The organism is Mesorhizobium sp. M0954 (assembly GCF_040319155.1).
Taxonomy (GTDB): domain Bacteria; phylum Pseudomonadota; class Alphaproteobacteria; order Rhizobiales; family Rhizobiaceae; genus Mesorhizobium.
The window spans coordinates 84368-104413 of record NZ_JAMYNR010000020.1; the positions used below are offsets into that span (position 1 = coordinate 84368).

Below are 20046 nucleotides of genomic sequence, written 5' to 3' on the forward strand. Positions count from 1 at the left end.
CGCAGCCATACCGCAAGAGCCGTGCCCTTGCCAGCTTCTGGCCGATGCAGCATCTGGTCCAGGCACCGTTCGTCTCTTGCGCAAGCCGGAAACGCCGTGATACCTCGCGCGCCAACAACTCCTGTCGCGGAATGCAAAAATGTCCAAATGGAAAGACGTCAAGAAGGTCGTGCTCGCCTATTCCGGCGGCCTCGACACCTCCATCATCCTGAAATGGCTGCAGACCGAACTCGGCGCCGAAGTCGTCACCTTCACCGCCGACCTCGGCCAGGGCGACGAGCTGGAGCCGGCGCGCAAAAAGGCCGAAATGATGGGGATCAAGGATATCCGCATCGTCGACGTGCGCGAGGAATTCGTCTCCGACTTCGTCTTCCCGATGTTCCGCGCCAACGCCGTCTACGAAGGCACCTATCTGCTCGGCACCTCGATCGCCCGGCCGTTGATCGCGAAGCATCTTGTCGATATCGCCGCCGAAGTGGGTGCCGACGCCGTGGCGCATGGGTCGACCGGCAAGGGCAACGATCAGGTTCGCTACGAGCTCTCGGCCTATGCGCTCAACCCCGACATCAAGGTCATCGCGCCCTGGCGCGACTGGTCGTTCAAGTCGCGCACCGATCTCATCAACTTCGCCGAACAACACCAGATCTCGGTGCCGAAGGACAAGAAGGGCGACGCGCCGTTCTCGGTCGACGCCAACCTTCTGCACTCCTCCTCGGAAGGCAAGGTGCTGGAGGATCCATGGAGCGAGCCGCCGGAATTCGTCCACCAGCGCACCATTTCGCCGATGGACGCGCCGGATGAGGTCACCGAGATCGAGATCGAATTCCTCAAGGGCGATCCGATCGCGCTCAACGGCAAGAAACTGTCGCCGGCGACCATGCTGGCCGCGCTCAACGATCTCGGCCGCGACAACGGCATCGGCAGGCTCGACCTGGTCGAGAACCGTTTCGTCGGCATGAAATCGCGCGGCGTTTACGAGACCCCCGGCGGCACCATCCTGATCGCCGCCCATCGGGCGATCGAATCGATCACGCTCGACCGCGGTGCGGCCCACCTCAAGGACGAGTTCATGCCGCGCTATGCCGAGCTGATCTACAACGGCTTCTGGTTCGCGCCCGAGCGGCTGATGCTGCAGGCAATGATCGACAAGAGCCAGGAAGACGTCGAAGGCACCGTGCGGCTGAAGCTCTACAAGGGCAACGTCATGGTCACCGGCCGCAAGTCGAGGAAGACGCTCTATTCCGACGCGCTGGTCACCTTCGAGGACGACCGCGGCGCCTACGACCAGAAGGATGCCGAAGGCTTCATCCGCCTCAACGCGCTCAGGCTGCGGACACTGGCGGCGCGCAATCGCAAGGGTTGATATTCCCAACAGGCCCAATGCTTAGATGAGTTAGGAACCCGGTGAGGACACCGGGTTTTATTTGGCGTCTCTAATATAATAGAAGCCGCGATTTCAGATCGTTTCCTGTTTGACCTTTCCGTGATTTGATCTTACTTCTCGTGCGGGTCGGAGGGCTTTGACAGTGAAAAACAGACTTTTTCTTCTGCTTGCGGCGGTGGCCGTCTTTACCGCGGGTCAGTCCACGCAAGTCCCGGCGGGGCAAACATCCAAGGTCCATACTTGCAAAAGTTTTGACGGCCCCTTCCAGATTCCCGCTTCCCAGAAATGCCCGTTGAGCGGCTACGCGCAGGGTCCCAGAGTCCCGACGGTCATCGGGGACAAGCCAAAAGCGGCTACCCCGGCGCCGCGGAATTCCAAATTCCGTACCTGCAAAAGTTTTGACGGCCCCTTCCAGATTCCCATTTCCCAGAAATGCCCGTTGAGCGGCTACGTGCATTATTGAGCGTGATGTGCCCAGGCGCTTGGCCACGCTTGGAGCTGGTTTCCTGCCCGCGTTGGCTGTCCTGGCGAACTTGGCCGTCGCCAAAGCCAACGATGACCCCCCTCCCTCGACCTTCCCGCGCTGGTCGAGTGCAGGGCTGACGTTCCGACATATAGTGGTTTTGCCCTTTGGCTGACCGACCGCCCCGATGCGCCCGCAAAGCTCGGCTGGAACGACGTTTCTTCCGGCAATCCTTTCCTCAAGCAATATGAATTGCCGGCCCCGCTTCGCGTATTCGGGCGCGAAACGGCGTCCGTCGTCCTTACCGCGACCGGGCCGATGGCGGTGTTTGACGAAGTTTCCACGCCCGGGGCTTGGCCGGACTTTCGGTCGAATAGCGCAATTCCAGGAAAAGCGTGAAACGGTTTTCCGTCCGGGATTGCGTTAAAACAAAGCTCTAGACTAGGACGTAGACTCGTTACCGCGTAGCCAGATACGGACGGAGACGAGTTTGAGGGCAGCGAGGTAGTTTTCTGCCAGCTTGTCATATCGAGTTGCGATGCGACGGAACTGCTTGGCCTGGTTGAAGAAGCGTTCGACGAGGTTGCGGGCCTTGTAGAGGAAGGGGCTGAAGCACATCGGGTCCTTGCGGTTGGCCTTGGGCGGGATGTTGGCCCATGCCTTTTGCTCGGTGACGGCATTGCGCAACGCGTTGGCATCATAGCCCTTGTCGGCGAGCAGCATGGCACCCTCGGGCAAATCCTTGATAAGTCCGCTGCGTAGGCGATGTCACTCATTTGACCTGCCGTGAGCGTCAGCTTGATCGGCCTGCCTTCGGCGTCGACAAGAGCATGGATTTTGGTCGTCAGCCCGCCTCGGGAACGACCGAGACAATGATCTCGATTCCCCTTTTTGCCGTCGCACCCTGCTGATGGACGCGAACAATAGAGGTGTCGATCATCTGCACCGTGCCGTCATGGGCCTCGGTAATGGCGTCCATCAGCCGATCCCAGACACCTGCTATCCGCCATCGAACGAAGCGGTTGTAGCCAGTGGTGCGAGGCCCGTAGCGCTCGGGCAGATCGCGCCATGGCGCACCCGATCGCAGCACCCAGAAGATGCCGTTCAGCACCCGGCGGTCGTCTACGCGCGGCACGCCTCGCGGCTTGTTGGGCAACAGCGGCTCGATCGCCCGCCATTCGAAGTCGGTCAGATCGTATCGGCTCATGCCCTTATGAATCAGACCCCGCTCAAGTTTGGAACCAGCCAGTCGGCAAACGACCCAATGCGGACAGGACGGCTGCTCACACCTCACTTCCATGTTGGTGAGCTTCGTCCTCAACGAAAAGGTCGAGGCCCCAGCCAACACCGCAATCCGCGAGCACCCTCATCGCGGACGGCTCAAGCCAGATGCCGCACTGCTCGTCGTAGGACGTATAGAACCCGCCATAGATCGTAATCTGCTTCGGCCGCACTTCCTGCCGCAGCCGGGCGAAGGCTTCCTCCCGACCTCGCATCTGCTCGATCAGGTAGTTGACCGCATTCTCGTGCTCGGCCCCACTCCGGAGCCTTTGCCGCGGACCATCGAGGCTCCATCCATTCTTCTTGCGCGGGGAACCGTTACGCATCGGGTCGCCCTTGCGGACTATGCGTGTCGGTTCGAGGCTTAGGATCGCAGTCACCCTCTCGGGGTCCGCATCGAAATCAACGATCGAGAGCGAGATCATCGCCTGTCCTAGCTAGGTTCCAAAGGGCAAGGCAAGCCCTGCGCTGTTGCGAGACTCTTCATGCTCGCCTCGCGCTTCCAACCGAGCCCAGTCATTTTTGCGTTTATATCCTGTCAGTCGGCATCGATCGCCGTGGCCATGCGGGCGATGGCCTGTTGATAGACGCTCGCCGAATTCCAGCCAGCAATTGCGCCCATATTCGCCTGCGCGCTCGCGCCGGCCCGCCAACCATGACTCTTGAGGAAGTTGGCGGTAGAAGCCAACGCAGTGGCCTTGTCACGCAGGTTTTTGTTTCCGACACCATACGTCAAAACATTTCCGGGCAGGAACTGCGTGTGGCCAATCTCGCCATGCGCGGCACCGACCGACGAGGCGCTCAACGCTCCGCGATCAACCAGCTTCAGGGCCGCAATGGCATGCGGGTAGAAGAACTCCGGACGGCGGCAGTCATAGGCCAGCGTTAAAATGGCGGAGACCGTATTCTGGTTGCCCATGGCGGAACCGAAGCCGGTCTCCATGCCCCAGATGGCGAGCAACACGCCCGGCGACACGCCGTAATTCCGTTCGATCTTGTCGAACAGCGCAGCATTGGCCTTCTTCAGCGCACGGCCCCTGGCAATGATCGCGGACGCGCCACGGCGCTTCATGAAAGCTTCCACCGAGCCGCTGAAAGCCTTATGGATGGCGCGGTCGACGGAGATCGTCTTTGTCGCGTAGGTTGCGCGAGCCAGAGCGGCCAGACCCTTCGAGCCGACACCATCGGCCTTCGCCTCCGCGGCGAACTCCGGTTTCCATGCCTCGAAGCCGGCGCCGCTCTTGCCACAGCTGGCCGCCGCCTGCGCGCCCGTCGCCAGCGCAAGCACCGCCACCACCGTGGCCACTACAAACATCTTCCCCTTGGCAAGAAATGCCATGCTGCTCTCCTGGTTGCCTGAATCACGTTCCCAATTGCGAACTTGCCTGCGAAACACCTGCTTGTCACTGCCCCGGCGCCACGCCGATGCACTCAATACAGCAGGAACCTCAAATCCACCACACTGGCGGACGCCCGGGAATTTGCCTACGATCAAGTAATTATTGTGGCGGGGACAGAATAAGCATGGAAGACGTTGATGTCGTGATCATCGGCGGGGCGCTGAGCGGTTTGTGTGCTATGCGGCGGCGGCGGCCCGGCCGCTCGCAAGCGCGCGCCACGCTGATGCAGCCCGTGGCGGAAAAGATCTTCTTCGCCGGCGAGCATTTGGCCGGTCCGCTGATGCAGACCTGCGGCGGCGCCAGATTGTCGGGCGAGGCAGTGGCCAAGGAGGTCGCCGCCCAACTTGCGGCAAAATAGCATCGGCCGGCAGGAACGTCGGCAGCTGACAGGCGTTTGGCGTTCTCCTGCTCGTATCGTCCTCCGCATTTCGATTTCGAATGACTTGAGACGCCAATGACGCTTTTCGACTGCCCGCATTGCGGCCACCGTCTCTATTTCGAGAACGCGCAATGCCTGAACTGCGCCAGCCTCGTGCTCTACGATCCCGAGCATGCGCGCTTCGCGCTGTCCGGGGCCGAGGTCTTCCATTGCACCAATGCCGACGAATGCGCCTGCAACTGGATGGCGGAGCCCGGCCACGCCTTCTGCCGCGCCTGTGCGCTGAACCAGCTGATCCCGGATCTGTCGGTCGACGGCAATCGCCGCCGCTGGATCCGTGTCGAGGCGGCAAAGAAGCGTGCCGTCTATTCGCTGCTCGCCTTCGGCCTGCCGGTCGCACCCAAGCAGGACGTTGGCGACGAGATCGGTCTCGCTTTCGATTTTCTTGCCGATCCGATCGGCGGCGGTCCGGGCGGCGAGCGTATCCTGACCGGTCATGACAACGGCCGGATCACGCTCAACGTCGCCGAGGCGGATTCGGCAGAGCGCGAACGGCGGCGCGTCGAGATGGGCGAGAACTACCGCACGCTGCTCGGCCATTTCCGCCATGAGCTCGGCCATTATTACTGGGACCGCCTGATCCGCGACGATTTGCAAAAGCTTGCCGGTTTTCGCGCTTTGTTCGGCGACGAGCGCGCCGGCTACGAACAGGCGCTGAAGACCTATTATGCCGATGGCGCGCCGCCCGACTGGCAGCAGCGCCATATCTCGGCCTATGCGACGTCGCACCCATGGGAGGACTGGGCCGAGACATGGGCGCATCACATGCACATCACCGACACACTGGAGATGGTGCATGCCCTGAATTTCCCGCTCGGCCGGCTGGAAACCCTTGAAGCCAACGAGCTGCCGCGCGCCGATACCGGCGGCAAGTTGCAGCCGGCACCATCGGAACCCGCCTCCAGGCCAGAGCCTTTCGAAAGGATTCTCGACCGCTGGCTGGTGCTGTCGGAGGCGTCCAACTCGATCAACCGCTGCATGGGCCTGCCCGATCTCTATCCCTTCGTCATCTCGGACGTGGCGGCGCAAAAACTTGCTTTTGTTCACGAGCTTTTGACCGACCTGCCGAAAACGACTGGAACAAATCGTGAGCCGGCCGAAGCCTTTTAGCCGGAACGCATGCGGCTTTGCTTCGTTTTCCGTGCCAAGGGACTGTGAAACGGAGAGAAGACCATGAAACGCATATTGTTTCCGGCGGTGGCCGGAGCGCTCATGGCGATGTCGGGCTCTGCCTTGGCCGACACCGCCGTCTCGGCCATCACTGATCTCAATGTACGCGCCGGCCCCGGCCCGCAATATCCGGTGATCGGCGTGCTTGCGGCCGGCCAGTCGGCGACGCTCGACGGCTGCATCGCCAACAGCAAATGGTGCACCATCGCCGAGGCTAACGGCCAGGGCTGGGTCTATTCCGACTATGTGACGGCCGATTTCGGCGGCAGCCGTGTGGTCCTGACACAGCGTCCGGCCAGCGCCGACATTGCCGTCGTGACGCCGCCCGCCGATAGCGTCGAGTATTCCGACAGCTATACCGGAGCAATCGTCGCCGGCGAGGCGATCGAGCCTATCCGGAGACCGCCGGCCGAGATCCGTACCTATGTACGTACGCATCGGCTCGATCCGGTCTATCTCGAGGGCGAGGTGGTGACGGGCGCGACGTTGCCTGACACCGTCGAGCTACGCGAGATTCCGGACTATGATTACCGTTACGTCTATGTGAACGGCCAGCCGGCACTGGTCGATCCGGGCAGCCGGCGTATCGTGTACGTCGTGCGCTGACGATACAAACAGCGCGGTCGCCCTGTAATGGCGGCCGCTCGCACTCCCGACATTGCCACAAGCCGGTATTGCCGCTGCAATACCGGTTTCCACATTGGGGCCGATGTTCTAGACCTTGCGAGCCGAAGCACCAGCCAGCGAGCCCGCGTGACGATCGACCCAACCGCCTTCCAACAGTACCGGCACACCGCCAACAACAAGACCACTTTGCCGCGGCTTCTGCTTGGAGCGGTGGTCGTCATCCTGTTCTGGCTCGGAACCACTGCCGCCGTGCTGTTCGGCGGCACCTATGCCTTTGCCGTTTGGCAGGCATCGTCTGGCACCGCCCCGCCAGGTGGGGGAGCGGTGCAGGATTTCATGGCCTCTCCTGCAGGCATCCTTGCGGCGCTGGCTTCATTTGCCGGAATCTGGCTCGGCCTTTGGGCTGCCATGCGCTGGATCCATCGCGAGAAGCTGACAGCCCTGATTGGCGTCAGCCGGCGCATTTCTTGGTCGGGGTTCCTGAAAGGACTGACCGCGGTGCTGATCACCTCGCTGCTTTCCGAGATCCTGCTTTATGGTTTGCAGCCCGACATCGCGCGCGGCGCGATCGGCCTGTCCGCGTGGCTTTTGTTCCTGATCCCGATCGCCGCCCTGACCTTTCTGCAAACGTCGTCGGAGGAGATGCTGTTTCGCGGTTATCTGCTCAGGGGCCTGGCGAGCCGGTTCCGGAACTCTTTCATCTGGGCGCTGCTGCCGGGATTGCTGTTCACCTCCCTGCACTGGAGCCCAGGTTCAAGCGCTGCCATCAATGCCTGCGTGCTGGCCTCGATCGCTGCCTTTGCGCTGCTGCTGACGCTTCTGGTCTATGCAACCGGCAATCTCGGTGCCGGCTTTGGCGCCCATCTCGGCAACAATCTGACCGGCTTCCTGCTGATTTCGCACCAGCAAAGCTATAATTCCTTCGCCCTGTTCAACGCCAAGCCGCTCGAAGCCGCGGGCTGGACGACTTCAGACGCCGTCCTCATCGCTTCGATCGGCATCGTCAGCAGCCTGTTGACCGTTCTGCTGCTTTTACATCCGCGCTCACCGCTGAAGGTCGAGCCGGATATGGCGCGCGCCGGCAGCGTGCGCTGATGTGCATTGCCTGGTCGTCCTGAGCTATTTGACGCAAAGCTTGACCAAAGCTTGACTCTGCGGCCGATTTCCTGTCTACACGCCGCGAATTCCGCGACGAGTATTCCTCCGAGCAAACCGACCGGGACGCCGAAACCTCTTTGAGGTGAAGTGCTGTAAATCGATCCCGGAGGCCAACACCCGGCAGCGCTGTGCGCCCCCGGGTGTTTTTTGGCTTTGGGCTTTGCCCGGACCGGCTTTTGCTTGGACAGCTGGCGCGAACGCATTACCTCTCGGGCATCATCCGGGTGCCAGGGAAAAGGAAAAAGAATGTTTGAATCGCTACAGGAACGTCTTGGTTCGATCCTGAACGGCCTCACCGGCCGCGGCGCCTTGTCGGAGGCCGATGTCTCGGCGGCGCTGCGCGAGGTGCGCCGTGCGTTGCTCGAGGCCGACGTGGCGCTGGAAGTGGTGCGTTCCTTCACCGACAAGGTGCGCGAGAAGGCCGTCGGCGCCGCCGTGGTCAAGTCGATCAAGCCCGGCCAGATGGTCGTCAAGATCGTCCATGACGAACTGGTCGAGATGCTCGGCGCCCAGGGCGTCGCCATCGACCTCAATGCACCGGCTCCGGTCGTCATCATGATGATCGGCTTGCAGGGTTCGGGCAAGACGACGACCTCGGCCAAGATCGCCAGGCGCCTCACCGACCGTCAAAACAAGAAGGTTTTGATGGCCTCGCTCGACACGCGGCGTCCTGCCGCGCAAGAGCAGCTCCGCCAGCTCGGCGAGCAGGTCAAGGTCGCCACATTGCCGATCGTCGCCGGTCAGACGCCGGTCGATATCGCCCGCCGCGCCGTGCAGGCGGCCAAGCTCGGCGGCCATGACGTCGTCATCCTCGATACCGCCGGCCGCACCCATATCGACGAGCCGTTGATGGTCGAGATGGCCGACATCAAGAAGATGTCGTCGCCGCACGAGATCCTGCTGGTCGCCGATTCGCTGACCGGCCAGGACGCCGTCAATCTGGCGAAAAGCTTCGACGAGCGCGTCGGCATCACCGGCCTCGTGCTGACCCGCATGGACGGCGACGGCCGCGGTGGTGCGGCGCTCTCGATGCGCGCCGTCACCGGCAAGCCGATCAAGCTGATCGGCACCGGCGAAAAAATGGACGCGCTGGAGGAATTCCACCCCAAGCGCATCGCCGACCGCATCCTCGGCATGGGCGACATCGTCAGCCTCGTCGAAAAGGCGGCCGAGAACATCGACGCCGAGCAGGCGGCGGCGATGGCCAGGAAGATGCAGTCGGGCAAGTTCGACCTGAACGACCTCGCCGGCCAGCTTCAGCAAATGTCGAAAATGGGTGGCATGGGTGGCATCATGGGCATGATGCCCGGCATGGGCAAGATGAAGGACCAGATGGCCGCCGCCGGGCTCGACGACAAGATGTTCGGTCGCCAGCTCGCCATCATCTCGTCGATGACCAAGGCCGAGCGCGCCAACCCCGATATTCTGAAGCACTCGCGCAAGAAGCGCATCGCCGCCGGCTCGGGTACCGACGCGGCCGAAATCAACAAACTGTTGAAGATGCATCGCGGCATGGCCGACATGATGAAGGCGATGGGCGGCAAGGGCAAAGGCGGCGGCCTGATGCGCGGCATGATGGGCGGCCTCGCTTCCAAGATGGGGCTCGGCGGCATGATGCCTGGCGGCCCAGGCGGTCCCGGAGGCGGCATGATGGGCGGCGGCATGCCGGACCTCTCCAAGATGGACCCCAAGCAGCTCGACGCCTTGCAGAAGCAGGCCCAGGCCGCCGGGCTCGGCGGCATGAAGGGCCTGCCCGGTGGCGGTGGCCTGCCTGGGCTGCCCGGCGGCATGAAACGTCCCGGCCTGCCGGGCGGTGGCGGGCTGCCAATGCTTGGCAAGAATGGCCTCGGCAAGAAGAAGTGAGGGCGCCATGAACGAAGAGAAGGACATGGCGGACGCGCGTGCGGCGCTGGCCAATTATCGCGCCTCTATTGACAATATCGACGCGGCGCTGATCCACATGCTGGCCGAGCGCTTCCGCTGCACCAAGGCAGTCGGCGTGCTGAAGGCGGAACATGGCCTGCCGCCTGCCGACCCGGCGCGCGAGCAGGAGCAGATCGCCCGTCTTCGCCAACTGGCGAAGGACGCCCATCTCGACCCGGATTTCGCGGAGAAATTCCTGAACTTCGTCGTCCGCGAAGTGATCCGCCATCACGAGCAGATCGCCGCATCCAACGGCGTGACGAAAACCGGCTGAGGACCAGCCACCAACCGATCAACCAGATCAGAGCTTTTAGGAGAAAAGAAATGCCACTGAAAATCCGATTGGCCCGTGCGGGCTCGAAGAAGCGTCCCTATTACCATGTCGTCGTCGCCGACGCTCGTTCGCCGCGCGACGGCCGTTTCATCGAGTCGCTCGGCTCGTGGAATCCGCTGCTGCCCAAGGACGGCGAACGCGTCAAGGTCGACGCCGAGCGCGTCAAGCATTGGCTGTCGCATGGCGCCCAGCCGACCGACCGCGTGCTGCGCTTCCTCGATGAAGCCGGCATCGCCAAGCGCGAAGCCCGCTCCAACCCGAAGAAGGCCGAGCCCGGCAAGAAGGCGCAGGAGCGCGCAGCCTTGCTGAAGAAGGCGCAGGAAGATGCCGCCGCGGCCGTTGCCGCCGCCGCAGCCGCGCCGGCCGAGTCGGAAGCCGCCAGCGCCGAATAAATCATCTCCACAACCACGAAACGGCGGGCCCTGCCCGCCGTTTTGCTATTGCATCCATATGATGCGGCCCGATCAATAGCCTTCCGGACAACTCGCAACGTAGACACGACCGTTACGATCGCGATAACGGCATTGGCCGCTTTCGCTGGCACGGCCGATCAGCGCACCGGCCAAAGCGCCGGCCGCACCGCCGATCACCGCGCCCTTGGTCGGGTTGCCGGCCACAGCAGCGCCGACCGCCGCACCGCCCAGGCCACCAACTGCCGCGCCTTGCTCAGTACGGGAGCAGGCACCGAGCGGCACCAGCAGGGCCATCAAGATCATCACCTTTTTCATTGTCGTTCCTCTCCAACAGGGTGCCGTCCTCGCCGCTGCACCCCCTAACTCGCAACCAGGCGATTTGATCCAAAGAAGAAGATCGGCTGCCGCCCGGCGGCGCTCAATTTGATCCAAAGAGTAGAAAGGCGGCGGCAGACCGCGCCCGCTCTGGCGGCCTGGCCACCATCGAGCGGCTTTCGATGTCGCGCTATTGGCTGAACGGGAATAACGCGCGCACCCTTGGATCGCGCAGATACAGGCCACCCCAGAGGATGGCGCCGAGATAAACGCCGAACAGTATGTGCGAGAACAAAGGGCTGCCGATACGCACATGCGTGGCGACGGCACCGCCGAGATAGGCGGTGAGCAGGATGGCGCCGAGCACCGAGGTGCGCGGCAGCGCGTAAAGCGCTGTCGAGACCAGTCCAATGATGCCGAGCATGCGCGAGACATTGGCATCGGCCGGCCAGCCGAGCTGCACCATGGTCTGGGTGACGATTTCGAGCGGCGGTAGCTTGATGACGCCGTCGAAGATCATGAACAGCACGACTACGGCGCTGAGCACGCGGCCGGCCCACAAGGCACGCGATGAGACGGGTGCTGCCTGAGACATGGTCATTGATGTTCCCTCCGGTCGTTGTGAGCACTGGCTCTCCGCCAGCTCGAACCAAGGACGCGGCCCATGACGGCGATCCGACATGCCTCCAATTCTTTTCACTCCAGGGGCGAACCTTGGGTGTGTACGTTCAGTCAGCAACGAACCTGGCCAAGTCCACCTTGCGGGGTGAGGTGGAGGGCGTTATTGAAAATCCGTAGAGGTGTCTTCCGAGCGCGCGACGGCAGCAGCAGCCTGATCGCACAGCGAAAGCAACCGATGGCCGGAGAGACCGACCTGAAACAGTTGCTGGCGGCAATGACGCCGGAATTGCTTGCCGGCGTTCATGTCTTCACCACGTTGCCACCCCATGCGCCCGTTCCCGACAGGCTCCGCCCGGTGATGCTATTTCGCGAGCGCGAGGGCACGACGCTGATCGTGCTTGAAGACCATGCCAAGGCCGCTGGACTGAAAACCGTGTTCCGCTGCCGGATGCTGACGCTGAACATCCATTCGTCGCTGGAAGCGGTCGGCTTCCTCGCCGCCATCACCGCGCGGCTGGCCACCGCCGGCATCGGCGTCAATCCGGTCTCGGCCTTCTACCACGATCATCTGTTCGTGCCCGCCGACCGGGCGGAGGAGGCGCTGGAGTTGCTGTTGGACCTAGCGGAGGAGAACCGGCTGTGACGCCGGCGCCTTGCTGCCTATTTGAGACGCCTGCGCTGCCCCTCATACGCCTGCCGGAACCTTCTCCCCGTGAACGGCGAGAAGGGCGCAAAACGGCCGAAGGCCGAGCCCGCGACTGCGGGCCGCCGGCCTTCCGGCGCCCCCGCGGAGGCCAGCCGCGTAGCGGCGATACGGCCGTGAGCAAAACAACCGCCGAAGGCCGAGCCCGCGACTGCGGGCCGCCGGCCTTCCGGCGCCCCCGCGGAGGGCCAGCCGCGACAGCAGCGATACGGCCGTGAGAGAAAAAGCAAGCTGAGCAAAAATCGCGGCCGAAGGCCAAGCCTGCGACCGCAGGCCGCCGGTCGTCCGGCGCCCCCGCGGAGGCCAGCCGCGCTAGCGGCGATACGGCCGTGAGCGAACTATGCCGCCTTCTTCTTCGGCTGGATCAGCCCGCGCTCGACCAGCAGTTCGGCGATCTGCACCGCATTGAGTGCCGCGCCCTTGCGCAGATTGTCGGAGACGATCCACATCGACAGGCCGTTATCGATGGTCGAGTCCTCGCGGATGCGCGAGATGAAGGTGGCGTCCTCGCCGGCCGATTCCAGCGGCGTGATGTAGCCGCCGTCCTCGCGCTTGTCGATGACCTGGCAGCCCGGCGCCTCGCGCAGGATCTCGCGCGCCTCATCGGCGGTGATCGGCTTCTCGAACTCGATGTTGACCGCTTCCGAATGGCCGATGAACACCGGCACCCGCACGCAGGTCGCCGTCAGCTTGATCTTCGGGTCGAGCATCTTCTTGGTCTCGGCCACCATCTTCCACTCTTCCTTGGTGAAGCCGTCGTCGAGGAAGACGTCGATATGCGGGATGACGTTGAAGGCGATACGCTTGGTGAACTTCTTGACGTCGACCTGGTCGGCGACGAACACCGCGCGCGTCTGCGTGAACAATTCGTCCATGCCTTCCTTGCCGGCGCCGGAGACCGACTGGTAGGTGGCGACGACGACGCGCTTGATGGTGGCCGCGTCATGCAGCGGCTTCAGCGCCACGACCAGCTGCGCCGTCGAGCAGTTCGGGTTGGCAATGATGTTCTTGCGCGTGAACAGCGAGATCGCATCCGGGTTCACTTCCGGAACGATCAGCGGCACGTCCTGATCGTAGCGGAAGGCCGACGAATTGTCGATGACGACGCAGCCCTGCTTGCCGATCTTCGGCGACCATTCCTTGGACACGTTGCCGCCGGCCGACATGATGCAGATGTCGGTGTCGGAAAAATCATATTGGTCGAGCGCCCTGACCTTCAGCGTGCGGTCGCCGAACGACACTTCCGTGCCCTGGCTGCGCCGCGAGGCCAGCGCCACCACCTCGCTCACTGGAAAGCCGCGTTCCTCCAGTATGTTGAGCATTTCCCGGCCCACATTGCCCGTGGCGCCGACGATCGCAACCTTGAAACTCATCGAAATCTCCTGTCCCTCTCCGCTCGGTTTCTGGAGAAAACCCGCCGGCCGATGCGGGTTTCAACCCCCGGGCCGGACCCGGGAGAGGGTGGTTAGGCCAAGGGAATCAGACCGTTTTGGTGGTCGTTTTGCCGGTTCTTTTGAGCAAGAACGTGATTTTTCTGGAACGAGGAGACGCAGCGACGCGCCCGGCCCAATGGTTCGCATTGGGGCCGGGGATGTCGAAGGCAGAAAGCGCCATCAAAAGGCCGCGCATCGAAAACTATCCCGTTCGGTGCCGGCTTTTACGCGGTTTACGTCTAGAGTCAATCGCAAGCAGCCCGACCCGCCCGCCCTGTACAATGACCGCGGCACCAAGTACGAACGAGCATCGTCTGGCTCGTGGCGCCCGTCTGTGGCGCTTGCCGACATTTGACCCGTCGCCGGGTATTCAGAATCCGAATTTCGAAAGAGCAAGATGTCCAACTTCGAAGCTATTGTTCCCGCGCTGGCAAAGGCGCTGGAAAAACGCGGCTATGTCGAGCTGACGCCGGTGCAGAACGCCGTTCTCGAGCTTGGCCAGGCCGATGCGCTGGTTTCGGCCCAGACCGGCTCCGGCAAGACCGTCGCCTTCGGTCTGGCTTTGGCGCCGACCCTTCTCGATGGCGCGGAGCGCTTTTCCCACGCGGCGGCACCCCTGGCGCTGGCCGTGGCGCCGACGCGGGAGTTGGCCCTGCAGGTAACGCGCGAGCTGGAATGGCTCTACGAACTGACCGGCGCCACGGTGGCGTCCTGCGTCGGCGGCATGGACATGCGCACCGAACGGCGCGTGCTGGAGCGCGGCGCCCATATCGTCGTGGGCACGCCCGGCCGCCTGCGCGATCACATCACCCGCAATTCGCTCGACATGTCGGCGCTCAAGGCAGTGGTGCTCGACGAGGCCGACGAGATGCTCGATCTCGGCTTTCGCGAGGATCTGGAATTCATCCTCGATGCCGCACCCGCCGATCGCCGCACGCTGATGTTTTCCGCGACCGTGCCGCGCTCCATCGCCACGCTGGCCAAGGGCTACCAGCGCGATGCTGTGCGCATCTCGGCCTCCGGCGAGGAAAAGCAGCATCTCGACATCGAATACCGGGCGCTGAGCGTCGCCCAGGCGGACCGCGAAAACGCCATCATCAACGTGCTTCGCTACTACGAGGCCAAGAATGCATTGGTGTTCTGCAACACCCGCGCCGCCGTCAACCATCTGACGGCGCGCTTCAACAATCGCAACTTTTCCGTCGTGGCGCTGTCCGGCGAGCTTAGCCAGAACGAGCGCAGCCACGCGCTGCAGGCGATGCGCGACGGCCGCGCCAAGGTCTGCATCGCCACCGACGTCGCGGCACGCGGCATCGACCTGCCCAATCTCGAGCTGGTGATCCATGCCGACCTGCCAACCAACCCGGAGACGCTCCTGCACCGAAGCGGACGCACGGGTCGTGCGGGACGCAAGGGCGTCAGCGCGCTGATCGTGCCCAACAATGCCCGTCGGCGCACCGAACGGCTGCTGCAAAGTGCCGGCCTTGCGGCGACATGGGCAAGCCCGCCGTCGGCCGACGACGTGATACGGCGCGACGACGAGCGCATTCTCGCTGATCCGGTCTTCAGCGAGCCTATGAAGGATGAGGAGCGCGGCTTCGTCGAGGCGCTTCTCGATCAGCACGGGCCCGAACAGGTTGCCGCCGCCTTCCTGCGGATGTGCCGCTCCAGCCACTCGGCGCCGGAGGATCTTCTCGACGTGGCACCGTTCACGCCGTCGGGCGAAAAATTTGCCCGCCGGGACGAGGCACCGAGCCGCCGCGACGATTTCGGCGACAGCGTCTGGTTCTCGCTGTCGGTCGGACGCCGGCAGAATGCGGAGCCACGCTGGCTGATCCCGATGCTGTGCCGGACAGGCGGCATTTCCAAGCGCGAGATCGGCGCCATCAAGATGCAGCAGGAGGAAACCTTCGTGCAGATCGCGGCGGACTGGGCCGAGCGTTTCCTCGCTGCGATCGGCCCCGACCGGAAGCTGCAGGGCAACATTGCGGTCAAGCGGTTGGACGGCACGCCGGATTTGTCGCGGGCCGGCTATCAGGAACCACGACCCGACAAGAAGCCGCACCGCGGCAAGCGCACCTTCGATCAGAACACGCCCAAATTCGAGAAGCGCGCACCGGCCGACCAGCGCCCGGCATTCGAGGCGAAGCCCTGGGCCGGGAAACCGGCCAAGGCGAAGTTCGAAGGCGGACCTGCGAAACACAAGAAATCGAAGAAACGGCCGGGGTAAATAGCCAGAACTCTCCATTTCCGCACGCCTCTTGCGGTCTGCCGGAACTTTGCACAGTCTGGGGCGGGGAAATGGGGGTGGGCAGGACATGCGCGGCGAAGTTCTTCATTACGACGAAGACCAGGGTTTCGGCTTCATCACCGGAGCCGACGGCAACCGCTACACTTTGGCGCGCGAAGATTTGCGCCGCGAAGCATCGGTTGCCGGAGGTACGACCGTCGAATTCCAGCCGGCTGGCGGACGGGCACGCGATGTTTTTTCGATCCGCGCCCAACCTGCCAGTGCGCCCGCCGACGCCTCCACTGCAACCGCCGCCCCAACTCAGGCCGGCAATGCGCCCGCGGCACGTCAGCCGCAACATTTCGGCCGTTCCGCTGAACAAAGTCCGGCTGAATCGGCTGGCCTGTGGAGCTACTTCTGGTGGGGTCTGACCGAGAATTACTTCAACTTCGCCGGCCGTGCCCGCCGCAAGGAGTATTGGGGCTATTGTCTGTTCTGGACGATCGCGCTGATCGTGGTCATAGGACTCGGCGTCTTTATCGACGACGCCATGGGCAATCTCGACAACAGTGAATTGCCGGCAGTGACGGTCGGCCTTTCCGGTCTCTTCCTGCTGGCGACAGCCCTGCCGTGGTTCGGGCTCAACGTGCGTCGCCTGCACGATACCGGCCTGACGGGATGGCTCTTTCTGCTTTTCCTGATCCCGACCTTCGGCACCGTGATCATCCTGATCTTTGCGCTGATCCCGACCCAGCCGCGCGAGAACAAGTGGGGTCCCGTGCCGGCGGGTGTCAGGGTTTAGTGTCGTCCTTAGTCTAGTGCCCCGCCAGACGACAGCCTAAGGAACACCTTCTGCCCGTGCCGTCGGCACTTCAACGCTGAGGAGCTCGACCTGTTTTAGAAATGACGAAGGGGGTTGTGCAGCGTATTTCAGCGCGCATGGAGGAGACCCACGCTAGCGCGCGCACGAGGAATCGTCCATGACGGACCCGGAACTACTCGCCTTACTCGACAAGCTGCGAGCCGTGATGATCAGCGTTGCCACTGGTGGCGCTCGCATCGGCGAGGTGAATAATGAGTTCCAGGAGGATTATCGCACGGTAGCTGACGAACTGCGCAACCGGGAAATTGAGAACCCGCTGCCCTACAGCGACCTTTGGCAATGGTATGGAAAATGGAGCGCTGACATCGCGGGCTATGGACCCCGGCGCGCCTATGTCGCCGATCTATTTGCGCCGCTGATTTCTCGCGTTCGCGCTTCCCGGGTGGCAGAGACTCCGCCTACCGGCTGGGCTCGTGTCGATCGAACGGTCTGCGGCAAGCAGGTGTTCTATTATCAATGCCCACACGGCGGCCGGGTGTTCTTCGACAATCTTGGCTGGCCTTGGCCAAAACATGGCTGCACCGATAACCCACGTTCGCGGAAAGGCCGCGTGGAGGCGCGCGTCATAAACTCCCACACCGCGTTCAGAAGCGCTCAGGGGGAACCGCTCGACCTATACGAGCTGCTTTCGATCGCCGAAAAGCGCAACATCGTACATATGCGCTTCCGCAGAATGAACGAGAACCGCAGTTTCAGCGTGTCGCTGGCACTGGGGCGCCTCCGCGATCATGACATCACGATCGACGACCTTTGGACCGCGCCTTCGTTCGTTGTGCGGAGTTACGAAACGCACCGCATCGTCGAATTTATCTCAGGCAGGAAGAAACGGATCGACACGCTCACGCTGGCGCGATCCGGCAAGGGCTCGGCATGAATTGCCCTGTGCCGCCATCTCACAAAGCACGGTGGCGAGTGCCGCCGCATCCCCGGTCGTCGCCCAGCGGACGTCGACCGACACGGGATCAGCCCAAAAATTTGGCGATGATCGCGTCGCCCATCTCAGCGGTGCCGACCTCGGTCATCCCCGGTGAATGAATATCCCTGGTGCGCAAGCCCTGATCGAGCACGGCGGCGATCGCGCCTTCCAGCCGGTCGGCCTCTTCAACCATGCCGAAGGAATAGCGCATGCACATGGCGAAGGAGGCGATCATGGCGATCGGATTAGCGATGCCCTTGCCAGCGATGTCGGGCGCCGAGCCGTGCACCGGCTCGTAGAGCGCCTTGCGCTTTTTTGTCTTCGCATCCGGCGCGCCGAGCGAGGCCGACGGCAGCATGCCGATCGAGCCGGTCAGCATGGCGGCGATGTCGGACAGCATGTCGCCGAACAGATTGTCGGTGACGATGACGTCGAACTGCTTCGGCCAGCGCACCAGCTGCATGCCGCCAGCATCGGCCAACATGTGATCGAGCTTGACGTCGGCATACTTGGCCTTGTGCGTCTGGGTGACGACCTCGTTCCACAGCACGCCCGACTTCATCACATTGCGCTTTTCCATCGAGGTGACGTGATTCTTGCGCGTGCGCGCCAATTCGAAGGCAACGCCCGAAATGCGCTCGATCTCGAACGTATCGTATATTTGGGTGTCGATGCCGCGCTTCTGGCCGTTGCCGAGGTCGATGATCTGCTTAGGTTCGCCGAAATAGACGCCGCCGGTGAGCTCGCGCACGATCAGGATATCGAGCCCCTCGACCACCTCCTGCTTCAGCGAGGAGGACGCCGCCAGCGCCGGATAGCAGATTGCCGGCCTGAGATTGGCAAACAGCTCCATGTCCTTGCGCAGCCGCAGCAGACCCGCCTCCGGGCGCACCTCGTAAGGCACCGCATCCCATTTCGGTCCGCCGACGGCGCCGAACAGCACCGCGTCCGACGCCATTGCCTTGGCCATGTCGGCATCGGAAATCGCCGCGCCATGCGCGTCGTAGGCGCAGCCGCCGACAAGGCCCTCATCGGTGACGAAATCGCTGCCGAGCCTGTCGTTCATGGCGGAAATCAGCTTCTTCACCTCGGCCATCGCCTCGGGGCCGATGCCGTCGCCGGCAAGCAGGAGAAGATTTTTCGAAGCCATGGGGAACCGTCCTGATTGTGTCGTGAGCCGCGGCCTTGCTAAACGCCAAGCGGCCGGCGCGCAAGCCTGCGGTTCAGAGCATCGGACCCAAAGTGGAAACCGGTTTTGGGAAAATCCGATGCTCAAGACAAAATGCCTAGAGATGCGAAAGGATATTGACCAGCCTGCCGAACGGGTCGCGTACGAAGAAGCGCCGCACGCCCCAGGGTTCGTCCGCCGGACCGTATTCGATGGCAAAGCCGGCCGTCCTCATGCTTTCAAGCGCGGCATCGACGTCGTCGACTTCGATAGAGATGTCCGGCACCGGCGTTCCTGATCCCCCTTCGGCCATGAAACTGACCTGCACGGACATCGTCTCTTGCGAGCCGTAGGTAGCGATCCAGCCCATATCCATCTTGAGATCGAGGCCGAGCACATCCTGATAGAAGGGTTTTGCCGCCGCGATATCCTGCGTGTCTATGTTTGCAACGATGCGCCTGACCTTCACCATGGGCCGATCCTCGTGCTAACCGTGTCGTTGTCGCAACCGTGACAGGCATCAGGCTGTGCGCCGCAGCGCCGTCACCTCGATCTCGATCTTCATCTCCGGCTTGTTGAGCTGGCACACGATCATCGTTGCCGCCGGCCTGATCTCGCCAAAGGCCTCGCCGAGGATCGGGAACACCACATCCACGAAAGCCGCATCGGTGATATAGTAATGCGCCCGCACCACATCGGCCGTCTCGAAGCCGCCGTCCCCGAGCGCCTTGGCGATCGTCGTCAGGCAATTGCGCGTTTGTGCCTCCACGGTCTCCGGCATCGACATGGTCGCATAATCGTAGCCGGTCGTTCCGGACACGAAACACCAGTCGCCCTGCACCACGGCGCGCGAATAGCCGGCGGTCTTCTCGAAGGGCGAACCGGTGGAGATCAGTTTTCGCATGGCTTCCTCGCAGTGGTTGCGGCCATCCTGAAGGTATAGGGTCCACCCGGCCATGGGCCAGAGGCAACCGATTGTTGTTACGACGTGGAAAGCGCAGACCTTGGAGATTGGCCAGAACATCTCTCCAGTCGTCATCCTGGGGCGAAGCAAGGAGCGAAGCGACGCGGCGCAGACCCCAGGATCCATATGTGGACGGCGCCCTGCCTGCAACGGTTGTTTTGCGTCGTTTTCGATCGCTTGCGTCCATATGTCCGGCCTTTGAGCACGGTCCTTGCGGCCGC

General features: G+C 62.8%; 21 protein-coding genes and 1 pseudogene. 12 read left to right on the plus strand and 10 right to left on the minus strand.

What is annotated here, in order from left to right; all coding sequences use genetic code 11:
* Positions 1–139 precede the first annotated feature (139 nt).
* Positions 140–1363, plus strand: coding sequence for an argininosuccinate synthase (locus NKH93_RS24260; protein WP_352920394.1), 1224 nt, complete (start codon positions 140–142; stop codon positions 1361–1363).
* A 925-nt stretch (positions 1364–2288) separates the two neighbouring features.
* Here the strand turns inward: NKH93_RS24260 and NKH93_RS24265 are convergent.
* From NKH93_RS24265 to NKH93_RS24275, 3 genes and pseudogenes are all read right to left on the minus strand, one after another.
* Positions 2289–3054 (minus strand): annotated as a pseudogene (locus NKH93_RS24265) (IS5 family transposase).
* Between the two features lie 76 nt (positions 3055–3130).
* Positions 3131–3553 carry a DUF4279 domain-containing protein gene (locus tag NKH93_RS24270; RefSeq protein ID WP_352920391.1) on the minus strand — a complete coding sequence of 141 codons (423 nt, stop codon included), beginning with the start codon at positions 3551–3553 and terminating at the stop codon, positions 3131–3133.
* A gap of 113 nt (positions 3554–3666) precedes the next feature.
* Positions 3667–4467: a lytic murein transglycosylase gene (locus NKH93_RS24275; protein WP_352817236.1), complete on the minus strand. Its 801-nt coding sequence runs from the start codon at positions 4465–4467 to the stop codon at positions 3667–3669.
* A 185-nt stretch (positions 4468–4652) separates the two neighbouring features.
* Here NKH93_RS24275 and NKH93_RS24280 point away from each other — a divergent pair, with 185 nt between their 5' ends.
* The 7 genes from NKH93_RS24280 to rpsP all read left to right on the plus strand — a co-directional run bounded on the left by NKH93_RS24280 (position 4653) and on the right by rpsP (position 10571).
* Positions 4653–4886, plus strand: a complete 234-nt coding sequence (locus NKH93_RS24280) for a hypothetical protein (protein WP_352920389.1) — start codon at positions 4653–4655, stop codon at positions 4884–4886.
* A gap of 96 nt (positions 4887–4982) precedes the next feature.
* Complete coding sequence (locus NKH93_RS24285; protein WP_352920386.1) at positions 4983–6077, plus strand: zinc-binding metallopeptidase family protein; 1095 nt, start codon at positions 4983–4985, stop codon at positions 6075–6077.
* Between the two features lie 63 nt (positions 6078–6140).
* Entirely contained in the window at positions 6141–6743 is a 603-nt protein-coding gene (locus tag NKH93_RS24290) for a DUF1236 domain-containing protein (protein ID WP_352470842.1), read from the plus strand.
* Positions 6744–6890: 147 nt separating this feature from the next.
* Positions 6891–7859, plus strand: coding sequence for a CPBP family intramembrane glutamic endopeptidase (locus NKH93_RS24295; protein WP_352541974.1), 969 nt, complete (start codon positions 6891–6893; stop codon positions 7857–7859).
* 309 nt (positions 7860–8168) lie between these two features.
* The gene (ffh, locus tag NKH93_RS24300; protein ID WP_352920382.1) at positions 8169–9785 is read left to right on the plus strand and encodes a signal recognition particle protein; all 1617 of its coding nucleotides are present in this window, start codon (positions 8169–8171) and stop codon (positions 9783–9785) included.
* A gap of 7 nt (positions 9786–9792) precedes the next feature.
* Complete coding sequence (locus tag NKH93_RS24305; protein ID WP_254817890.1) at positions 9793–10119, plus strand: chorismate mutase; 327 nt, start codon at positions 9793–9795, stop codon at positions 10117–10119.
* A 50-nt stretch (positions 10120–10169) separates the two neighbouring features.
* Positions 10170–10571: a 30S ribosomal protein S16 gene (rpsP, locus tag NKH93_RS24310; protein ID WP_352615509.1), complete on the plus strand. Its 402-nt coding sequence runs from the start codon at positions 10170–10172 to the stop codon at positions 10569–10571.
* 72 nt (positions 10572–10643) lie between these two features.
* On the opposite strand, the gene NKH93_RS24315 is transcribed toward rpsP, so the two are convergent.
* Both NKH93_RS24315 and NKH93_RS24320 read right to left on the minus strand, forming a co-directional pair.
* Positions 10644–10907: a YMGG-like glycine zipper-containing protein gene (locus tag NKH93_RS24315; RefSeq protein ID WP_023680734.1), complete on the minus strand. Its 264-nt coding sequence runs from the start codon at positions 10905–10907 to the stop codon at positions 10644–10646.
* Between the two features lie 190 nt (positions 10908–11097).
* Positions 11098–11508: a DoxX family protein gene (locus NKH93_RS24320; protein ID WP_352507359.1), complete on the minus strand. Its 411-nt coding sequence runs from the start codon at positions 11506–11508 to the stop codon at positions 11098–11100.
* A 255-nt stretch (positions 11509–11763) separates the two neighbouring features.
* Here NKH93_RS24320 and NKH93_RS24325 point away from each other — a divergent pair, with 255 nt between their 5' ends.
* Complete coding sequence (locus tag NKH93_RS24325; RefSeq protein ID WP_352920579.1) at positions 11764–12171, plus strand: ACT domain-containing protein; 408 nt, start codon at positions 11764–11766, stop codon at positions 12169–12171.
* 398 nt (positions 12172–12569) lie between these two features.
* Here the strand turns inward: NKH93_RS24325 and NKH93_RS24330 are convergent, their stop codons facing one another.
* Positions 12570–13604: an aspartate-semialdehyde dehydrogenase gene (locus tag NKH93_RS24330; protein WP_023680535.1), complete on the minus strand. Its 1035-nt coding sequence runs from the start codon at positions 13602–13604 to the stop codon at positions 12570–12572.
* Between the two features lie 106 nt (positions 13605–13710).
* The gene (locus NKH93_RS24335) at positions 13711–13860 is read right to left on the minus strand and encodes a hypothetical protein (RefSeq protein ID WP_352920379.1); all 150 of its coding nucleotides are present in this window, start codon (positions 13858–13860) and stop codon (positions 13711–13713) included.
* A 201-nt stretch (positions 13861–14061) separates the two neighbouring features.
* On the opposite strand from NKH93_RS24335, the gene NKH93_RS24340 reads away from it, so the two are divergent.
* From NKH93_RS24340 to NKH93_RS24350, 3 genes are all read left to right on the plus strand, one after another.
* Positions 14062–15894, plus strand: coding sequence for a DEAD/DEAH box helicase (locus NKH93_RS24340; RefSeq protein ID WP_352920377.1), 1833 nt, complete (start codon positions 14062–14064; stop codon positions 15892–15894).
* 88 nt (positions 15895–15982) lie between these two features.
* A complete protein-coding gene (locus NKH93_RS24345) occupies positions 15983–16696 on the plus strand; it encodes a DUF805 domain-containing protein (RefSeq protein WP_352920374.1) in 714 nt (237 codons plus the stop codon).
* Between the two features lie 178 nt (positions 16697–16874).
* Positions 16875–17651: a hypothetical protein gene (locus NKH93_RS24350; RefSeq protein ID WP_352920372.1), complete on the plus strand. Its 777-nt coding sequence runs from the start codon at positions 16875–16877 to the stop codon at positions 17649–17651.
* 88 nt (positions 17652–17739) lie between these two features.
* Here NKH93_RS24350 and leuB read toward each other — a convergent pair whose 3' ends face one another.
* The 3 genes from leuB to NKH93_RS24365 form a co-directional block, all read right to left on the minus strand.
* Positions 17740–18843, minus strand: coding sequence for a 3-isopropylmalate dehydrogenase (gene leuB, locus NKH93_RS24355; RefSeq protein WP_352577299.1), 1104 nt, complete (start codon positions 18841–18843; stop codon positions 17740–17742).
* Positions 18844–18979: 136 nt separating this feature from the next.
* A complete protein-coding gene (locus NKH93_RS24360; protein ID WP_352570210.1) occupies positions 18980–19330 on the minus strand; it encodes a VOC family protein in 351 nt (116 codons plus the stop codon).
* A 51-nt stretch (positions 19331–19381) separates the two neighbouring features.
* Positions 19382–19765, minus strand: a complete 384-nt coding sequence (locus NKH93_RS24365) for a RidA family protein (RefSeq protein ID WP_352570052.1) — start codon at positions 19763–19765, stop codon at positions 19382–19384.
* Between the last annotated feature and the right edge of the window lie 281 nt (positions 19766–20046).